Origin of the sequence: Neolewinella antarctica (assembly GCF_011927835.1) — a bacterium.
Classification (GTDB): Bacteria; Bacteroidota; Bacteroidia; order Chitinophagales; family Saprospiraceae; genus Neolewinella; species Neolewinella antarctica.
Genome location: NZ_JAATJH010000005.1, coordinates 88,937 through 104,292, shown reverse-complemented (window position 1 = coordinate 104,292; position 15,356 = coordinate 88,937). Strand labels below are relative to the sequence as shown.

The 15,356-nt window shown below is 57.3% G+C and carries 9 protein-coding genes; 3 read left to right on the top strand and 6 right to left on the bottom strand.

Annotated features, from left to right (window positions below; genetic code table 11):
• Nucleotides 1-195 precede the first annotated feature (195 nt).
• The 4 genes from GGR27_RS14595 to GGR27_RS14580 form a co-directional block, all read right to left on the bottom strand.
• Nucleotides 196-4,269: a tetratricopeptide repeat protein gene (locus GGR27_RS14595; protein ID WP_168038602.1), complete on the bottom strand. Its 4,074-nt coding sequence runs from the start codon at nt 4,267-4,269 to the stop codon at nt 196-198.
• Between the two features lie 460 nt (nt 4,270-4,729).
• Nucleotides 4,730-5,518 carry a hypothetical protein gene (locus GGR27_RS14590; protein WP_168038600.1) on the bottom strand — a complete coding sequence of 263 codons (789 nt, stop codon included), beginning with the start codon at nt 5,516-5,518 and terminating at the stop codon, nt 4,730-4,732.
• Nucleotides 5,519-5,747: 229 nt separating this feature from the next.
• Nucleotides 5,748-6,761 carry a beta-ketoacyl-ACP synthase III gene (locus tag GGR27_RS14585; RefSeq protein WP_168038598.1) on the bottom strand — a complete coding sequence of 338 codons (1,014 nt, stop codon included), beginning with the start codon at nt 6,759-6,761 and terminating at the stop codon, nt 5,748-5,750.
• Nucleotides 6,762-6,949: 188 nt separating this feature from the next.
• Nucleotides 6,950-8,512 (bottom strand): sodium:solute symporter, encoded by a 1,563-nt coding sequence (locus GGR27_RS14580; protein WP_168038596.1) that lies wholly within the window; start codon nt 8,510-8,512, stop codon nt 6,950-6,952.
• A gap of 181 nt (nt 8,513-8,693) precedes the next feature.
• Here GGR27_RS14580 and GGR27_RS14575 point away from each other — a divergent pair, with 181 nt between their 5' ends.
• Nucleotides 8,694-10,544, top strand: coding sequence for a hypothetical protein (locus GGR27_RS14575; protein WP_168038594.1), 1,851 nt, complete (start codon nt 8,694-8,696; stop codon nt 10,542-10,544).
• A gap of 75 nt (nt 10,545-10,619) precedes the next feature.
• Here the strand turns inward: GGR27_RS14575 and GGR27_RS14570 are convergent, their stop codons facing one another.
• A complete protein-coding gene (locus GGR27_RS14570) occupies nt 10,620-11,492 on the bottom strand; it encodes a mevalonate kinase family protein (protein ID WP_168038592.1) in 873 nt (290 codons plus the stop codon).
• A gap of 134 nt (nt 11,493-11,626) precedes the next feature.
• Between GGR27_RS14570 and mce the strand changes: the two genes are divergently transcribed.
• Entirely contained in the window at nt 11,627-12,649 is a 1,023-nt protein-coding gene (gene mce / locus GGR27_RS20140) for a methylmalonyl-CoA epimerase (RefSeq protein WP_245184683.1), read from the top strand.
• Nucleotides 12,650-12,781: 132 nt separating this feature from the next.
• Nucleotides 12,782-14,128 carry an MFS transporter gene (locus GGR27_RS14560; protein WP_245184682.1) on the top strand — a complete coding sequence of 449 codons (1,347 nt, stop codon included), beginning with the start codon at nt 12,782-12,784 and terminating at the stop codon, nt 14,126-14,128.
• Nucleotides 14,129-14,904: 776 nt separating this feature from the next.
• Here the strand turns inward: GGR27_RS14560 and GGR27_RS14555 are convergent.
• The gene (locus tag GGR27_RS14555; RefSeq protein ID WP_168038590.1) at nt 14,905-15,243 is read right to left on the bottom strand and encodes a nucleotide pyrophosphohydrolase; all 339 of its coding nucleotides are present in this window, start codon (nt 15,241-15,243) and stop codon (nt 14,905-14,907) included.
• Nucleotides 15,244-15,356: the final 113 nt, after the last annotated feature.

The window sequence follows — 15,356 nt, the reverse complement described above, 5'->3', positions numbered from 1 at the left end:
GCTCAGTGACATCTATTTTAAGACCTAAGCTCGGTACCGTTACGGCATTCCCGACCTTAAGGGATGGGTAAGTCTACGCTGCTGAAATTCACGCTCGGGCGGGTTACGGTAGGGCGCCCCGATAGCTATCGGGGCCGGTGCGGAGTAGATTGGAGGAAAAGTGAAGCGGGTGGGAGTAGCCCCGCAATACGCAAGTTAAATTTTCGCCTCTTCGTGTCTGCCGGATTCCAGGTTAGCAATATGGTAGTTGTAGATAAACTTAGGCGTCTGCTCGTAAAGCGCTCGGTAGAGCTCCAGCGATCGTTCCCGCGCGTGCTCGTCCAGCCCGCCGCTTACTTGGTGGAGGGACAGATACGCCTCCGCCCGCTGCTCGTCATCGATTTCTTCCTGCGCCAACAAATCCTGAATCTTGCGGGCGCTTTCGGCCGTCTTCCGCACGTCGCACGCGGCGATGGACCGGGCGTGTAGTAGAGCGGTGACGAAAGAGATGCCCGGGTTACCCAGTTCTTCGGCCATCGCGTAAGCCTCCGCCGCGACTTCCTGCAGGGCTTCCAGTTGCCCACTAGCCAACAGGACGCGCCCTTTCTCCTCCAGTGAAGTTACCAAAACGAGCTTGTTGTTCGTCGCCCGGGCGATGTCGATGGCCTGGTCGTAGTACATCACCGAAATATCGTACTGCCCCTGCAAATAATAGATGTCTCCGAGTGTGTTGACGGCTTTGGCTATACCCTTGCGGTAACCCAGCTCCCGGCAGATGGCCAGCGAATGGTCCAGATGCTGAATTGCTATTGTGAAGTTGCCCATCACGGTGTTGATGTCTCCGATGAGGCCTTCCGTGACGGCAATACCCTGGAGGTCGCCCAGTTCGTTGCAAATCAGTAGATCCTGCTCGAAGTGCTCGGCGGCCTCACTAAATTTCCCCTGCCGTTCGTAAACGCTGCCCAGGCTACCCAGGCCGATCGCCTGGAGGCGTTTATTGCCCAGTTCCTTCGCTAGCTCCAGGCCGGCGTGGTGGTTTTCCATCGCTTTTTCGAAGTCGCCGCTCTCGAAGTAGACGATGCCCAGGTTCGTGTGCAGGCTCGCGAGGCCCATGCTGTCCTGGTTGGCCTGGTGGAGTGGGATTTGCTCTTCGATGATCCGGATTCCCTCGGCGTAATCACCCAGGTTCATGTGGGTAAGCCCCAGGTGGCTAATCGTTTCGGCGGAGCTGGAAATGCCCGCGTGGCTGAAGCCCTGGTCCAGCGACTGGTTATAATATTCGAGCGCGTGCTGGTAATCGGCCGTCCGGAAGTAGACGTTGCCCATGCTGCCGTAAGCTTTGGAAATACCCAGTATGTCGTCGACGGATTCAAAGAGGCTCCCGGCCGTCTTCAGGTACTCCATCGCCTTGTCGTATTCCCCCTTAAAGGTGTAGAGCCGGCCGAGGTGATTATTCGTTCTACCCAGTAGCACGATGTCCCGGCTGGCCTTCGCCAACCGTTGCGCCTCCAAATAAGAGGTCTCGGCCTCTTCCCACCGGCCGACGATCTCCAGCACTTTCCCCCGGCCGACGTGGGTGTTCACCATCATGTCCTCGTCCGGGTGGTTGGTGAATTTTTCGATCAGCCGCTGGTAGAGGTTAAGTGCCTGCTGGTTCTGGAAGTTGGCGCGGGCGTAATTAGCGGCCTTGCTGAGAAACTCGATCGTTTTCTCTTTGCTGCCCGCGTGCTCGTAGTGAAAAGCCAGGTCCACGTACCGCTCCTCCAGCGCGTCGCCGTAAAGACGTTCGATAACGGTAGCCGTCTGGTGGTGCAATTGCTGTAGCCGCGTGGTGAGCTGCATGCTGTAAACGGCCTCCCGCAACAGGCTGTGGCGAAAAATGTACCGCAGCTCGCTCATCGCGCTCCAGATCTGGCCCCGTTCGGCAATGTCTACTTGCTCTTTGAGCAGCGCAACGACTTCTTCCCGCGTATCCAGCCCGGTTTCTTCCCGGAGTACTTCGGTGAGGACGGGCAGGTCGAACTCCCGCCCGATCACCGCGGCGGCCTTTACGGTTTCGCGGACCATATCCGAAAGGCGGTCGATCCGCGCCGTCAGGATCGACGAGATGCTGGTGGAAAGTTTGATGCTCTCGTCGCTGAGCGTCAGTACACCCCGGTCGTTCTTCACCAGGAGTTCGTTTTCCCGGAAGTATTCCAGTACTTGTTCCAAGTAAAACGGGTTGCTGTTGGTGGTCCGCAGCAGCGTAGCCATCGTATCCTCCGTGATCGGCGCACCGAGCGTTGTTTCGGCCATGCGGCGGACGGCGTCGGTCGTCAGGGCGCCGATCTCGATCTTCAAGACTTCCAGCCCGGTCGTTTTTTTATCTTTCTCGATTTTCAGGTGCGGATAGTTTCCGTCATCATCCGCCCGGGAGGTAGCGATGATCAACAGGGGAAGGTCGTAGCTCCGGCGGATAACTTGCCGGACGACGGTGCGGCTGTCGTCATCCATCCAGTGGATGTCCTCGAGTTCCAGCACGGTGGGTGCCATGACGGCTTCGGCCTGGAGGAGGTTAACGAAGGCGGCGATGGTGTTCAGGTAACGGCCCTGCGCGTCGAGTTGCGTCCAGAGAGAATGCGGCGTGACGATGCCCAACTGGGCGGAGAGGATACTTTCCGTACGGTCGAGTTCGGTGAGGATTTGTGTCGTGCGGTCGGTTTCCAACTGTTGGAGCCTTTGCCGAATCTGGCTGAGCCGAAACTGGAAGCGCCGTTGATTTTGTGCCCTCCCCAGGTCCGGGCTCTGGCGGAACATTCGCTGCAAAAGATAGACGAAAGAGTTGAAGGGCTTCCGCAGAATCTGGTCAGAGCTCGCGATCATCCAGTTGATGGCCTGGCGCTCGTTTAGCTGGCGGCGGACTTCGTAGGTTAGCCGGCTCTTGCCGATGCCCGCCTCCCCGAGCACGTAGGCGACGCCGGCCATTTTACCACCGAAAATAGGTTGGGCGAACTTGAGTAGCTGCTTGGTTTCCTGCTCGCGACCGACTAGTTGGTTGCCGTAGTTCGGTTTGCCGAGTGACTGGCGGCGACCCACCAGCGCAAAAGTCTGGACGGGTTTTTCAATCCCCTTGTACGTGGTGTTTCCCCGCAGTTCGAAGCGAAAGTGGTTTACGGCAGCTAATTCGTCGTCCACTAAAATATCCTGCCAGTCGGCCGCGCCCATGATTCTGGCGGCGAGGTTGACCCGGTTGCCGACGCACGCGTACTGCGCCCGCTCCTGCCCACCGACGATGCCGGTGAAGGCAGTACCCACCGTCATCCCGAGCCGGAAGCGAAAATTGGCCTGCTGCTCTTCTTTTAGCTGCAGTAATTCCGACTGCACCGTCAGGGCAAACTCCAGCGCCCGCACGGTAATGTTCTCGTAAGAAACCGGGGCGCCGAAGAAGATGACCATCAGCGAGCCCTTGTCTCCGTAATCCACCTCCTTAAAGTACCCACCAAAATCGTCCACCTGATTGAGCACGACCGCCGCAAAGTGGCTCAGGTCTTCGTGGGTATGTACCGCTTCGAAAGCAAGAAAAATGGAGACGACCGTCCGAAATTCGCCCGCCTGGTCGTAGCGCACGACTTCCGGGGGGAGAAACTGAGCGGCCACTTTCGGGTCGACGGCGGGCAGGTCGAGCGCGGTTGGCAGGACGACCTTAGTGTTGAGGGATGGCTCGCCGACGAGGCGGTAGTAGCCGGTCGTAATTTCTTCCGTGATGGTCTCCCGACCCTCCAGCAGCGCGTTCATGTTGGCGGAAAGGACGATCTCACCCTCGTTGGCTTTCGTTTGCGCTACGGAGGCGTCGTTGATGGCACCGCCACGGAAGTAAAAGGCTTTTAGCTCGTCCCCCACTATCCCGTAGTTCACCTTTCCCGCGGCAACCCCGGCCTTTACGCCGATGCGGTATTTACCCCCGAAGACACTATCCCGCGCGGTAAAAATCTTACGCGCCTTATCCGTGATCTGAATGATCTGTTGGGCGTGTATTCGGGTAAGTGGCAACGGAAAAACGGCCGTGAAGGCATCCCCCGCGAAATAAGGAATAATACCCCCCTGCTTGTAGACGAGCGAGACGAGTGGCTCGAATACCTCGTTGAGAATTTGGGACAACTTCTCCGCACCGCTGATGCCCTCTTTCATCAGCGATTCCGTCAGGGGCGTGAAGCCGGACAGGTCCACGTTCAGCGTAAAGGCGGCGATCTCTCCGGAGAGGTCACCGGCCAGCAAGCGCTGTTGAATGAATGGAGGAATGAGTGGTTGCATGGAAAAACCAGTAGGTCAGGCGGGCTAGAGGATATCCTTATGAAGGTTGAAAGTACAACGCGGAGCGCGTAAGAAATGTCTACCCCTTCCAAAAGTAAGGGCCGGACGTAGAAACGGCCTCCCCGTCTGATTGACGGGGAGGCCGTTCGGCGTACTGGCACCCAAAATAGGTTAATTACTAAGGCAATTAGTTAGAACCTACGGGAGCCGTCAAACAACGCGGACGAGAGGCTAAAACTCCCTCCGATAGCGCACGCGAGCAACAGAATATACAACATGGTCATAAAGTATGGATTAACGAGAGGAACGGAAAAGGCAGATTTGTGCAAGGCTTGCCCAAAATAGAATCCAAAAGGTCGTAATTGCCCGGCGTATAGACAAGCGATCTACCCCCTTTCTACCGAAAAAGGGCGAAAAAGCACCAAAATAACGTGAGATCAGCCTTCACGGCTGGATATTGTTAGTCGACCACCAGCGCATTTGCCCGGAGGCTGAGTGGAAAGCGGGCGACGAGCACCGCCAGCGCGGAATCCCGCGGTAGATCGTGCGCCTTGGCGGAGCGCCACAACCTTACGGTGTTAACGTTGGCCACCAGGGGCAACAGACTCAGGCGAGTACTATCGCTGACGACCAGCTTTTCCGAACGGCCCCGCCCGTCGATCATCTCGAGGTGGTAGGCTTCCTCCGGTTGCAATGCCGCGAGGTGCGATAGGTCCAGAAACGTAATGTCTTCTTCGGCGAGGTAGTGCACCAGTACGTCTCCCCCGGCCGAGGGAATGGTTTGCGTATTCAGGCTATCCCAAGCTACCGTCTGCCCTTCCAGGGTTTTTATTTTCTTCTGAGCGCTGGCGTCGTCCTGCGCGTGGAGTGCCTTTTCGCGGTCGACTTCCATGCGGTAGTTCTGGTTACTACGGAAGAGGTAGCCACTCAGGAATAGCAGCAGTAAGCATACGCCACTCAGGGCCAGCCGCCAGATCACCAAATTGTGGTTCCGCCGGGTCATGGCGGTGATCATTTCGTGGTCGAGGTCATGAAAATCTTGGAGGGACCGCTGCCGGTCGCTGCCGTCCTGCTCCATACCCTGTTCCGTGATGTATTCCGACATGCGCTCGCGCAGCTCCTCCAGCTCGGTGGCCAGTGTCGGGTCCTTTTCCAGCATCTCCTTGACGTAGAGCGTCTGCTCCCGGCTGGTGAGGCCGAGTAGGTACTGTTCCAGCAGTTCTCTACGGTTGAATTTGTCCTGGCTCATGGGGTGGAAAGGCCATTGGTATGGTAACACCCAAACGGTTCCCTTAGGTCCGTGTTCGTACGGCTAGTGGTCAGGTCGGCAATGATGCGCGCGCGTGTTAAATGGCGACAATAGAAAGTCATCGTACCCCGCAACTGACCAGCCGTAGCGCAGCATTTGGGCGCGGCCGCGGGTGCCAGCTAATTAGGTGAGGAGCGAAGTGATTGACCGAGCCCGGCTGGGACGAATTCTATTCTTGGGCCCGTTCCGCCCCATCGTAAGCCCACTTCAGGTAAAGTGCGCCCCACGTGAAGCCACCACCGAAGGCCGTCAGCACCAAGTTATCCCCCTTCTTCAATTTCGGTTCGTAGTCCCACAGACAAAGCGGGAGGGTCCCGGCCGTGGTGTTGCCGTACTTATGGATGTTAACCATGACTTTTTCCATCGGTAGGTCGGTCATGCGGGAGACGGACTGGATGATGCGGATGTTAGCCTGGTGGGGGACGAGGTACGCCAGGTTGTCGACCGTCAGGTCATTGCGTTCCATCACTTCACCGACGACCTTAGTCATCCCGGAAACGGCGGCCTTGAAAACGGGCATCCCGTTCTGGCGGACGAAGTGCTCGCGGGCCATCACGGAATCGACCGTTGCCGGCTTGCGGGAGCCACCGGCCACGAGGTAGAGGAACTTTTCGCCACTGCCGTCGCCCCGGTGCTGATAGTCCAGCACGCCGTAACCTTCACTGCTCGGCTCCAACAACACGGCACCCGCGCCATCGCCAAATATGACACAAGTAGTGCGGTCCGTGTAGTCGATGATGGACGACATTTTGTCCGCGCCGACAATAATTACCTTATCGTGTGCGCCGCTTTCGACCATCTTCGCACCGACCGTGAGGGCGTACAGGAAGCCACTACAGGCGGCATTGAGGTCGAAGCCGAAAGCGTTCGTGCAGCCCGTGTGGTAAGCCGCCGTATTGGCCGTATCCGGAAAAATGGAGTCGCCCGTCACGGTAGCGACGATGATGAGGTCGATGGCCTTTGGGTCAGTACCCGTCTTTTCTAGCAACCCCTCGATGGCGGGGATGACCATTTTCGAAGTACCCATATCCTCTCCCTTCAGGATGCGCCGCTCTTTGATGCCGGTGCGGGAAGTAATCCACTCGTCGTTCGTATCGACGATGGTGGCTAGTTCCTCATTAGTAAGAATGTAGTCGGGGAGGTAGCCGTGAACGCCGGTAATGGCTGCGCGAATTTGACTCATGGTTTTGGTTTGGGCGGACGAAGATACACCGGGAGGACCCGGGCTGGCAAGGTGAATTAGGTGGTGATTTACCGATGGCTAAGGGGGGAGTAGGCGGTAGGAAGATTAGGCGGTAGGCTGGTAGGGAGCGTTAGGCGGTAGGCTGGTAGGCGGTAGGGCGTTCCTCTCAATCATGACTATTTTACCGCCTACCGCCTACCGCCTACCGCCTCCTCTTCTCTCTCCGCAACCGCAGAGAAGTCACTTAAGGCAATGAGCCCGAGGAAAGTCAGCAACCCGTTGAAAGCGAGAATGAGGAAACCGAACTGGAAGCCACCGAGCAGCGCCGCGGAATAGTAGTCGACAACGATCGAAATAATCGGTGCCAGCACGCAAACGATGACCAGTGCCGGTACCCGCACGCCACCCACGCTTACGAATTCACGAACCCGCAGCCGGGTGAAAAGCCCGAAAGCAAAAAGGCCGAGCAGTGGCCCGTAGGTGTACCCCGCCGCTTTGAAAAGAGAGGTGATGACCGCCTGGTCGCCGATCAGACTAAAGGACATGATGACCACGAATAACAGCACGGAAAAACCAATGTGTACGTAAAGCCGCTGTTGTTTCTTGTCGACCACGGGACCGTCCAGCCCGGGCGCGCGCCGCTCCTCCATCCCCAGGAAATCTACGCAGAACGAAGTCGTCAGTGCCGTGAGCGCGCTATCCGCGCTGGAGTAAGCGGCGGCAACCAGACCCAGGATGAAAAAGATCCCCGCCGCGGCCGGCAAGTTGCGCAGTGCAATGCTGGGGTAAAGTTGGTCGGACGCTTCGGGGATCGCCAGCCCTACGCTGTTAGCGTAAATGTAGAGCAGGGCGCCGAGGGCGAGGAAAAGCAGGTTGGCGAAAACGAGCACGATGCTGAAGGCCGCCATGTTCTTCTGCGCATCCCGAAAATTGGGCATACTCAGGTTCTTCTGCATCATGTCCTGGTCGAGGCCTGTCATCACGATCGTGATCAGCGCGCCACTGAAGAACTGCTTAAAGAAGTTATTCGGGTCCGTCCAGCCACCCTCGAAGAAGAATACCTGCCCGTAGTCACTGTTCTGGATCAGACCGACCATGCCGCTCAGGTCCGTTTCCAGCGCTTCGCCGATGTAGTAGACCGTCATGCCCGCCGCCAGGAGCATACAGACGGTCTGAAGCGTATCGGTGTAAACGATCGTCCGGATGCCTCCCTTAAAGGTGTACAGCCAGATCAGCAGGATCGTGATGGCTACCGTCACGAAGAAGGGAAGCCCGAAGGGGCCGGTGACGTACTCCTGAAGTACGATGGCTACGAGAAACAGCCGGAAAGCGGCCCCGATCGTCCGGGAAAGCAGGAAGTAGAAAGCACCGATCTTATGGGCGTGCCGCCCCAGTCGGTCCTTGAGGTATTCGTAGATGCTCGTGAGGCCGAGCCGGTAGTAGAGTGGTAGCAGAACGGTAGCGATGAAGACGTACCCCAACAAGTAACCGAACACGAGTTGCATGTAGCTGAAGGCCTGGTTCGCACCGCCCGCCCCGACGGCCCCGGGCACGGAAATGAACGTAACGCCGGAAAGGGTAGCACCGACCATCCCCAACGCCACCAGCGGCCAGGGAGACTTCCGCCCCCCGAGGAAGAAACTCTCGTTGTCGCTGTCCTCCCGGCTCGTCCACCAAGAAATACCCACCAGTACCGCGAAGTAGGCGGCGATGATGATAATGATGAGGCCGGGGGTGAGGGTGTCGTTCATTGCGGCGCGCAAGGTAGGTATAACGACAAAGATCGGTCTTGCCCGTAACTGATGCGGCCCGAAGGATCGACTTAAGTAGCGTGAGCACTCCCTCACAATTTCGCTGTTCCCGCCCGCGCTGCTTTTAGCACTAGCGGTCCCCATTACCTTTATCTTTATCTTTCCTAAAACCCAATTCCCCTTGACCCACACGCGGACCCTCCTAACCGCCCTGGCCATTTTCCTCGTCGCCGGCAACCTGGTCATCGACCGGTGGCCGGACACCCTCTACCACGGCGATTCCTGCTTCTACTACATGCACGTCGTCAGTGCTTTCGTGCACGGGGATGTGGGGGATTACGACAAGACCATCACCACGCTACGTGAAGTGAATCCTTCGAGCGCGGACCCACGCGAGGACATCTACGGCGTCCGCCTCACCGAGAAAGGCCGCCGCTACATCAAGTACACCCTCGGCGTTCCGCTGCTGGAGACGCCTTTCTTTTTCCTGGGGCACCTGTACGCAAAAGCCTCCCCGGAGTACGAGGCGAATGGTTGGACGAGGCCCTACGCCGCTTCGGTTGGCTTCGCAATTGTCTGCTACGTTATTCTAGCTTTCTATTTGTTAATTAAACCGCTGAAGCGCTACTTCTCGGACCGCGTAGTCACCATCACCTGCATCGCGCTGGCCGCGGCCACTAATTTGTTCTACCACACGAACTACGTGACGATGTCTCACGGGTTCCTTTTCTTCCTCCATACCTGGCTACTCCACGCGACGGTGCGGTTCTGGGAGTCGCCGAAGGCTACGCGGGCGCTGCTGTTGGGGGCCGTCGTGGGCTTGATTGCGCTGACGCGGGTGCCGGAGATTGTGGTGGCGCTGGTGCCGGTCGTGTGGGGTGTTTACGACGGGAAGACGTTAATTGGGCGCCTGGACTTCATCAAGCAAAATTTTCTACTACTCGCCCCGGCCGTAGTCGGTTTCGGATTGGTCTTTTCCCTACAAATTGCGTACTGGTACTACGTCAGCGGGCAGCTGATTTTTAACCCTTACGAAGGGGAGGGCTTCGACTTCCTGAAGCCCCGCATCTGGCAAGCTTTTTTCTATTTCAATAACGGCTGGCTGATCTATACTCCGATCATGTTTTTTGCGCTCGGGGGGCTATTCGTGCTGGGCCGCTACGCAAAAGGTTGGTTATTGCCCATTCTGGTTTTTACCGTCCTCAACACCTGGATACACTACAGCTACTACGTCTACAGCTACTTCCCCGGGCTGGGCCAACGGCCGATGGTGGATGCCTACCCCTACCTAGCGTTTGGGCTGGCGGCGGGCTTTGCCGGCTTGTCGGGCTCCAAACGTTGGAAGTGGTTACCGGTGGTCGCCACGGTTCTATTCGCCGCGCTCAACATCTTCCAAACCTGGCAATCCCGCGAGGGCTACATCTGGACGGAGCGCCACAACCGCGCCTTCTACGTCGCCAGTTTCGGTAAACTCAGCAACAGTATTAATGCCCTACGAGCTTACCACACGAACAGCCTGCAGCCCGATGAAGGGAAACTGGTCCTGATCGATACCCTCGCCAGCGATGATTTTGAGGATGTTGCCAGATATGGACCTACTGTTTCCAAAGATCACTCCCTGTCCGGTCAATTCGCCTACCACGATCCGCAGGAATTCCAGAACCTGAGCGAGCATCTCCCCCTGCCCGCCAGTGCCGCCGGAGAATATTTGAAGGTCGGCGTTCAGGGCTACCTGGCGGAAGGCACGCCCTACCCAAACCGCGACGCCCTACTTACCCTGGTGGCGGAAATTTATGACGAAAACGGATCGAAGCAATTCACCCGCCGCATACCGATCTCCGCGTTCATCGGTAATGAAGACGGAAATATCTGGTCGCTCGGAAAGCAGGGCGTTTGGGGGGAGGCAGCCTTTTACGTCCACTTACCCGGTAGCTTACGGGAAGGGTGGTACGCTAAAACGTTCCTGCACAACTGGCCGCAACAAGATGTCTGGGTGGATGATTACCGAGCGATATTATACAGAAAGGAGTAGATAGCTTTGTAGCCAATAAAAAGAGCGCAGCCTATCGTTGAGCCCCTCCGGTAAAAGCACCGCGTAGCGAGCGGATTATTGCCCCGCCACCACCCCTTCCCGCAACCAGTAAACCGTCCCCAGCCCACTAATCCGTGCGTTCGGCCGGTTGGCCATACCCAGCAGCATCCCACCGCCGCCGGCGCCACAGATTTTGAGGCGGTAATTGCTGCCGGACCACTGCTTACGGATGGGTTTCGGAATAAACGTCCGCAAGTGCTTGATCTGAAACTCACTGATCTCGGCGAAGGCCTTGAGGAGGGCTTTCCGGTCGTTGTTCAGCAGGGCATCGATGGCGGTGTCGGCCTTTGGTTTCCATACGTTGTCGACCATTGCGGCGAACTCCGGCCTGCCGTCGTACGCTTCGGTAAACTTGCGGATGAGGGTGGAGGCTTTGCGCGTCCGGCCGGTGTCGACGAGGAAGAAATAATCGCCGTAATCTTCGGGGAGCTGAACCGCCTGCGGAGCCACGCCCTGACCGAGCAACATCGGCTGCTGCAAGTAACAGATCAGCGGGTCCGTGCCGGAGCTGTCTCCGTGAAAGTAATTCTCCATGCGCGCGAGCTGGTGGCGCAATTCGTTACCGCTGAGCTGCCTACCCTTGTCGGTGGCAAAACGGTCGAAGATGGCGGCGCAAACGGCACCGCTGCTGCCGAGGCCGTAACCCACGGGGATGTTACCGGTTAGGCGCCAGTCTTCGAGGAGGTGATCTTCCAGGGAATTCGTGTCCAGCAGCTCCTGGGAGAACTCTTTTTTCAGGTAGTCACCGAACCGGAGGAGGGTCTCATCCGGCTTGCTTTCCTCCCACCTGAGCGACAGGCGACCATAGGGCACGGCAAGTCCACGACCACCCCGCAGAACGGTGTGCTCACCAAACAATAACACTTTTGCGGGATAACGATTGCCCATCGCTGCTACAACTACCGAGCGGGAAAACGGGTTTTGCGAAAGCCCTTTAATTTGCCAAACTTGACACGTGATGTACAAATTAGGTGAATGACCCATACCATAACAAAGAGCTTCCAATAAACTACCCCCACCCCATGCGCTTAGACCACATCGGCATTGCCGTCGCCAACGCGCCCGCCGCCACGGACCTGATCACCCGCCTCCTGGGCCGGCCCGCCTACAAGACCGAGGACGTTGGTAACCAGCACGTACGGACCGTCTTCTTTGAAGCCGGCGGCGACCAGGCGAAACTCGAACTCGTCACCCCCACCGGTCCGGAAAGCACCCTCCACAAATACCTCGCCAAACGCGGCCCCGGCCTCCACCATTTGGCCTTCGAGGTCGACGACATTCACGCCGAAATGGCCCGCCTGGCCGCCGACGGTTTCGAACTCCTCCAGACCGAGCCGACGCCCGGGGCGGACAACAAACTGGTCTGCTTCCTTCACCCCAAAAGCACGAACGGCGTCCTGGTAGAGATATGCCAGAGCATTCTACCAACTCCGGCAAACGAAGGCGCCCGCGACGGTGACTACTGGACGGAGCGCTACGCGGCGGGCAACACCGGTTGGGACATCGGCAGCCCCTCCACGCCGATCAAAGAATACCTCGATCAGCTAAGCGATAAAAGCCTGCGCATCCTTATCCCCGGCGCGGGTAACGCCCACGAGGCGGAGTACGCCTGGAACAGCGGTTTTCGAAACGTTACCGTGCTCGACATTGCGCCGGAGCCGCTGGCGGCATTTTTAAAACGCGTCCCGGATTTCCCCGCGGAACAAGCCATCCGGAGCGACTTTTTTGCCCACCAAGGCCAATACGACCTCATTCTCGAGCAAACCTTTTTCTGCTCCTTCCCACCTACCGGCGAAAACCGAAAAGCCTACGCCCTTAAGATGCACGACCTACTCGCAACCTCCGGCAAACTGGTCGGTTTATGGTTCGACGTTCCGCTGACGGACGAACTGGAGAAGCGGCCGTTCGGTGGCACCCGGTCCGAATACCTGGGCTATTTCGACCCGCTTTTCGACGTCGTCACCTTTACTACCGCCCATAATTCCATCCCCCCGCGGGCGGGCCGGGAGTTATTCGGCATCCTCCAGAAATCACTCATAGGTTGAGGGGAGAGCTTCGCTGCTGACTTCGTCGGTCTTAGCCCGACCCCGATAGCTATTGGGGGTGCGGTAGTCTAGTGTTACGGGGCTACCGCTGTTTCGTTCGGGCTACAAGCCCTCAACCTTAACCGACTAAATTTGAATTCCGAAAAAAAGCTGCTCTTCATCCTGGCCGCCGTCCAGTTCTCCCACATCATCGACTTCATGATCATCATGCCGCTCGGTAAGACGATCATGGAAGAGTTTTCCATCTCGCCGGGGCAGTTTGCCTGGGTGGTATCGGCCTATGCGGGCGCGGCGCTGATGGGTAATTTGATCAGTACGGCCTTCATCGATCGTTTCGACCGGCGCACGGCGCTTTTATTTTTATTCGCTGGCTTTACGGTGGGCACGCTGGCCTGCGCGTTCGCCCCGACTTACTTGTGGCTCCTTTGCCTACGCTCCGCCACGGGCATTTTCGGGGGCACGCTCGGCGCGCTGGTTTTGGCCATCGTGGGCGACGTGATTCCGCTGGAGCGGCGGGCTTCGGCGATGGGCTGGGTGATGACGGCCTTTTCGGCGGCGAGCGTGATCGGTATTCCGTCCGGCATCTACATTGCCAGTAAGTTGGGGTGGCACGCTCCGTTCGTTGCTACGGCGGGTATCGCGGCCCTGTTCTGGTTGTTGGCGTGGCGGTTCATTCCTAGTTTGCGCGGTCACATGTCAAGTGAGCGGGCGAGGCCGTCCCGACTAAGTGCGGGACTAGCTAGCGCGTCGCCCCGACTAAGTGCGGGACTAGCTAGCGCGTCGCAAGGGGAAGACGGAAGAGCCATGGCGGATGTGCTTGATGAAATAGCCTTATCCCCGGTGGAACAAGCCCTCGCCCCGCAGGGGACGCTCCGGAGAATCGCGGAACCGTTCGTCAAGATCTTTTCCGACTCCAACCAACGGGCGGCGTTGCTCTTCACGATGACGCTGATGCTGGGTCACTTCACGATCATCCCCTTCATCGCCCCGTACATGCAGATCAACGTGGGCTTTTCGGATACGGAGATCAGCCTTGTTTACCTGGTTGGAGGGATTTTGACCGTAGTGTTGCTACCGCTGTTCGGGAAGCTGGCGGACCGCTACGGGCGGATGCTGATCTTTTCGGTCGCTTCCTTTTTCGCGTTGGGGAGTATCTACCTACTGACGAACCTAGAAACGGATTCACTTTACGTAGGCTTGCTGGTAACTTCCTCCTTCTTCGTGGTGGCCAGCGGGCGTAACGTGCCGGCCACAACGATGATCACCTCGGTCGTCCGGCCGGAGAACCGGGGGAGTTTTATGTCGATCCGGCAGTCAGTAAACGAAGCGGCTTTGTTCGGGAGTACGCTGGTGGCGGGCCTGATCATTACCGAGAACGAGCAGGGCATGCTGGATGGGTACGAGAACCTGGGTTATTTTACGATGGTGATGAGCGTGGTGGCGGTGGTTACGGCTAGTCGGTTGCGGGCGGTGGCTTGATTAGGCATTGCCAATTATCTCTGCTCCTTTCCATTTGCTTGGCACCTGCGGCCGCGCCAGAGAGCTAGTATTTACGTACAGCTTTGCGTTGCTCTCGTTTCGGCCCGTTTTGCACTTCTTTTCAGAAGAAAAGAAGCAAAATTCTTGTCCTGTGAGCTTGGCTGATCAATGTTTTGGTGCTTGAAAGGCTAAAATCCGTCAACTCGCCATTCACTTTGTGTTTCAGAATTGTGCTTGTTGGTAGCACTAGCCTGTGGTCTTGATATGCAATTAGTGGGGGCTCAGACAGTACGGATTTCTTCACGCCTTTAAAGCACCAAAACATTGGCCAAGCTCAAGGGACGGATGACTAGTACCGATATTCTCGGGCAATTATCAATACTGCTCATTTAGGGATTATGTAATCACCGTTCGCAGGCTTACATAACTGACCTTACGCAACCGGATTATGCCACAAAAACACACAAGAGTAAGTAAACGGTGCTTCGGCGTAGCCGTACACCGATTTTTGTGCTTTTGTGTTTATGTGGCGAAATAATCTGCGTAACATCAGTTACATAATATCATAGTGAGTGATCGGACAGTATGATTGCAACATTTTGACGAGCGTAGCGAGCTGCCTCGTCTCCCCTCCCCCCTGGACCGCCGTAGGCAGCCGCGCAGCGAAAGGGGCCGGGGGAGAGGGTTACGGGATGTACGTTTAATGTCGTCCAATTATTTATCACTCGCAAACTTGTATGACATCGTAGCTATCCCTACACAAAATAAGCATACTCCTACCGAAGCTTCTCATTATTAGCGTGCCGATCCGCGTCACGAACTGTCTTCTTCGCCAGGTTCTTCCGGAGGGCTTCCGTGAGGTCGACACCGGTTTGGTTAGCGAGGCAAATTAAAACGAAGAGTACGTCGGCCATCTCGTCGGCTAACGCTGCTGGGGCGGCGGCCTCGTCGGCGGGGTTTTTGAAGGATTGCTCCCCGTAAAGCCGGGCGATCAGGCGGGCTACTTCGCCGGTTTCTTCGGTGAGCACGGCCATGTTGGTGAGCTCGGAATAGTAGCGGACGCCGATGGTGTTGATCCACTCGTCGACGCTTGTTTGGGCTTCCTGTAGGGTCACTAGATTAGGGGATTTAAATGTTTGCTGATGGTGCGGTTACACGACGAAGGCCGACCCACCGGGCCGGCCTCGCCTGAAATCTTGGTGGCGGTCGTCACGTGAACGCTGATCAT

Bases quoted from the DNA above. Each gene is read 5' to 3' on its own strand.
- GGR27_RS14595 (WP_168038602.1), bottom strand. From the start codon at position 4,269: ATGCAACCACTCATTCCTCCATTCATTCAACAGCGCTTGCTGGCCGGT.
- GGR27_RS14590 (WP_168038600.1), bottom strand. From the start codon at position 5,518: ATGAGCCAGGACAAATTCAACCGTAGAGAACTGCTGGAACAGTACCTA.
- mce (WP_245184683.1), top strand. From the start codon at position 11,627: ATGCGCTTAGACCACATCGGCATTGCCGTCGCCAACGCGCCCGCCGCC.
- GGR27_RS14585 (WP_168038598.1), bottom strand. From the start codon at position 6,761: ATGAGTCAAATTCGCGCAGCCATTACCGGCGTTCACGGCTACCTCCCC.
- GGR27_RS14580 (WP_168038596.1), bottom strand. From the start codon at position 8,512: ATGAACGACACCCTCACCCCCGGCCTCATCATTATCATCATCGCCGCC.
- GGR27_RS14570 (WP_168038592.1), bottom strand. From the start codon at position 11,492: ATGGGCAATCGTTATCCCGCAAAAGTGTTATTGTTTGGTGAGCACACC.